The sequence below is a fragment of the Acinetobacter sp. UBA6526 genome (assembly GCF_002434875.1).
Taxonomy (GTDB): Bacteria; Pseudomonadota; Gammaproteobacteria; order Pseudomonadales; family Moraxellaceae; genus Acinetobacter; species Acinetobacter venetianus.
Map to the genome: position 1 here is coordinate 1 of NZ_DJLC01000011.1, position 4,085 is coordinate 4,085.

The window sequence follows — 4,085 nt, forward strand, 5'->3', positions numbered from 1 at the left end:
CAGCATACTTTTTGAAACACCACCTAAAGAAGGAACGACAATGAAAATTAAATTTTTAACGGTCTCATTGATGTTTATTTTGCCATTTTCTGTTTTTGCAGCAAATGGACAAGTCGAAAAAGCGGTCATTGAATCAAATAATGCGTATAAAACCAAATATAATTTAGATGATATGACTGAGTTTAATTATGCGCAAAAAGGCTTTATTGCCAAGCCAACAGGTCAAATTAAAAGTGAAAAAGGCAATGTGATCTGGGATTTTGATGCGTTTAATTTTTTAAATGATCCAGCACCAAATACTGTTAATCCTGCGCTATGGCGACAAGCAAAGCTAAACAACAATGTTGGTCTATTTAAAGTGACAGATCGAGTTTGGCAAATTCGTGGTTTTGATTTGGCAAATATGACCATTATTCAGGGTGATACTGGTTGGATTATTGTGGATACATTAACCTCTAAAGAAACGGCTGAAGCAGCACTTAAATTTGCTAGGCAGCATTTAGGTGAGCAAAAAATTTCAGCCATTATTTTTACCCATAGCCATATCGATCATTTTGGTGGTGCATTAGGCGTTCTTTCTAGCGAAGAAATTAACGCTAGAAAAATCCCAATTATTGCGCCACAAGGCTTTATGGAAGAAGCGACCAGTGAAAATGTGATGGCAGGTTCAGCCATGATACGTCGTGCGACTTATATGTATGGAACTTTTCTACCTAAAAATGCAGAAGGGCTGGTGGATACAGGTTTAGGTAAGGCTGTTGCTGTGGGAAAAATGGGCATCCTTGAGCCTACACAATTGATCACTCAAGCAGAACAGAAAATGAGCATTGATGGCTTGGATTTTGTGTTTTATAACGTGCCAGGTTCAGAAGCACCAGCAGAGTTAACATTCTCTATTCCATCACTGAAACTTTATAATGGCGCGGAAATTCTTTCGCATACCATGCATAATCTTTATACTCTCCGCGGTGCTAAAGTCCGTGATGCCTTAAAATGGGTGGGCTATTTAGACCAAGCAATGCAACATGCCAAAGCATCCGATGTATTGATTGCACAGCATCATTGGCCGGTATGGGGCAATGACAATATTCAAGATTTTATTAAAACCCAGCGAGATGTTTATAAGTTCACGCATGATCAGACGGTGAGATATATGAACTCTGGTTTTAATGGTGCTGAAATTGCCGAGAAAATTCAGCTTCCAGCCGCACTTGACCAAAAATTATATGCGCATGGCTATTATGGAACCCTTAAGCATAATGTAAAAGCGGTATACCAATACTATATGGGATGGTTTGATGCTCATCCTTCCAATTTAGATCCATTGCCACCTAAAGCTGTTGCAAAAAAATATATTGAGTTAGCAGGTGGGGAGAGCAATGCGTTGAAAAATGCGCAGGATGCTTATGCTCAAGCTGACTATAGATGGGCTGCCGAGATTTTAAAACATATTGTGTTGAATAATCCTCAAAACCAACAAGCAAAAGACTTATTGGCAAATACGTATCGTCAATTGGGCTATGCTGCTGAGGCTTCAACTTGGCGTAATTTCTTTTTGGTGGGCGCTCAAGAGCTACAAAATAATGTACCTATGGAAAATACATCTGATCCGAGTGATTTATTGATTCACACGCCAACTGAAAGATTTCTGGAAGCCATGGCAACAAATTTAGATGTGGAAAATTTAAAAAATGAAAATCAGTGTATCAATCTGGTTTTGTCGGATACCCAAGAGAATTTTTCATTATGGGTTGAAAACTCAGTCATGCAGTTTAAACGTCATGATGACAGTAATGGTTTGGCATCGGATTGCCCAACATTAACCGTAACCAAGCCCTTATATCTAAAAATGATTACAGGTCAAATAGAAGGGGTAAAAGTCCTACTTTCGAAAGACAGTAAAGTCAAAGGCAATCCATTGAAAATTGGAAAATTCTTTGCCATGTTTAAACGTCCAGATTCGATTTTCCCAATTGTGACTCGACCAAATGGTTAGGGGGAAATAACGAAGCTTAAATGTTTAGGCTTAATTCAATAGAGTCGAATAAAAAGGGAGAACTTATAGATTAGTTCTCTCATTTTTTATATCAGTATTTCAATAAAAGCTCTTGTTTCATCAAGCAAAAATGATGATGTGCAACGAATCATGTTGGTATTAAAAATTCCTTCTCGTTTTGAGATAAAGCTAGTATGGGTGGACGATTTTAGTATGAGGGGGATTTTATATTGCGCTATGCTTATAGCTACATTGATGTAATTAGTGACTCGTATTGGCTTGAATTGTGAATTAGCTAGGGCTCCTCTATAATTAAATTCTTGCGTGTAGAAAATAGAGAAGTATGTCATCACAATCTCAAGTCGCTTCTACTCAGGTGACAAAACGCCAAACCAAGCCAGCAGAAGTCCGAATTGATGAGCTGATGAATGCTGCACAAACGCTTTTTTTAGCAAAAGGTGTGGAAGCTACCACCATTAGCGAAATTATTGCCAGTGTGGGCGTTGCTAAAGGGACTTTTTATCATTACTTTGAATCGAAACAGCATATTGTTGAAGCCTTAAAAAAACGTTATATCGATTTTTTTATCGCGGCCTTAGACACGGCAGTTGCAACATGTGATGCTGAAGATTGGGTCAGTCAATTTAAGGTTTGGGTCTCGGCCAATATACAAACCTACCTCGAAAGTTATGCAGTGCATGATATTGTTTTTGGTGCACATCACCATGAACGTAAAAATAATGAAAAAAATATGATATTGGAACAATTGCTGCAAATCTTAAATGGAGGGCAGCAGGCGGGTATTTGGCATTTAGAACAGCCAAGATTGACTGCGTTATTGATTTATTCTGGTGTACATGGGGTTGCAGATGAAGCAATTGCCAATCAACTGCACGATAGCACAGATTTTTCTCAGCAAATTGCGCTGCAATATTTAAAAATGCTCCATCATGATGGCTAACTTTTACCATTATTTTGAATCGTATAAATCGCTTCTCGTCTGATATTCTTTTATTATCAATTTTAATTAAAACCCTAAACGATGCATTTTAAAGTCAACCATTCTCCTTAAGTTGCAGTCACTGGTGATCTTTAAAAGTGCTTTCAAGACAGTCTATAAAAAATGAAAGCTTTGGGTTTTAAGTGGGTTTTTATACATTGACCGACGGTCGGTCAATGTATAGTATAATGATTCTCATTTAAATGATCTAGGTGATGTATGAATGCATCTCGCCAGCCGATTTATCTTATTCTAGCGCTCTATATCAGTACCTTTCTGTGTTTGGTGGATTTAAGCAGTGTCAATCTTGCACTTGGAAGTATTCAAAACCAATTTAATAGTGACATGGCAGATCTACAATGGGTGATTGATAGCTATGCTTTAAGTCTATCGAGTTTAATGTTAGCGGTGGGGGCATTAAGTCAGCGCATAGGGCGTAAAAAATTATGGTTGCTGGGTGTGATCATTTTTATTGTGGGTTCATTGATTTGTGCAATGGCAAGCAATTTTAGTTTATTGATTATTGGACGAATGATTCAGGGTGTGGCTGGTGCAGTTTTAATCCCTTTGGCATTGGCGATCATGGTGCATCATTTTCATCAACCGCAAGACAAAGCACGTGAAATTGGTCGCTGGAGTTCGTTTAGTGCATTTTCATTAATTGTCGGTCCATTGATGGGTGGGTTGCTGGTACATCATTTTGGTTGGCAAAGTATTTTCTGGCTCAATCTTCCTGTTGGGGTTCTAACGATTTACTTGGGCTATTATGGTATCGAGGCGGATCAGAAATCGGTGGCTGTACCTTTTGATTATCTAGGTTTGCTCTACAGTGCTGTAGCGATCGTCACATTAACGTATAGCATTATTGCATTACAACATGTGCATTTAGCGCATTGGTTTATGCTGAGTATTTTCTTATTTATCTTGGCAAGTATGGCGTTTGTATGGCAGCAAAAACATGCCACTCATCCATTGATCCCCAATCATTTATTTAAAAATAAACGGTTTTTAGCCTATAACGCGATTTCTTTTATTTTAGGGTTTGCAGGATATAGTTCGTTATTTGGTGGTGTTTCAAAAAGTATGCTG

At 38.1% G+C, this 4,085-nt stretch carries 3 protein-coding genes; all 3 read left to right on the top strand.

The window, feature by feature from the left end; translation table 11 throughout:
- Positions 1 to 40 precede the first annotated feature (40 nt).
- Positions 41 to 1,996, top strand: coding sequence for an alkyl/aryl-sulfatase (locus B4237_RS00740; RefSeq protein ID WP_005146758.1), 1,956 nt, complete (start codon positions 41 to 43; stop codon positions 1,994 to 1,996).
- Between the two features lie 343 nt (positions 1,997 to 2,339).
- Positions 2,340 to 2,957, top strand: coding sequence for a TetR/AcrR family transcriptional regulator (locus B4237_RS00745; protein ID WP_004822839.1), 618 nt, complete (start codon positions 2,340 to 2,342; stop codon positions 2,955 to 2,957).
- A 258-nt stretch (positions 2,958 to 3,215) separates the two neighbouring features.
- A partial coding sequence (locus B4237_RS00750; RefSeq protein WP_286940786.1) for an MFS transporter occupies positions 3,216 to 4,085 on the top strand: 870 nt, incomplete at its 3' end.

Coding starts and splice junctions, on each gene's coding strand:
- B4237_RS00745 (WP_004822839.1), top strand. CDS start 2,340: ATGTCATCACAATCTCAAGTCGCTTCTACTCAGGTGACAAAACGCCAA.
- B4237_RS00740 (WP_005146758.1), top strand. CDS start 41: ATGAAAATTAAATTTTTAACGGTCTCATTGATGTTTATTTTGCCATTT.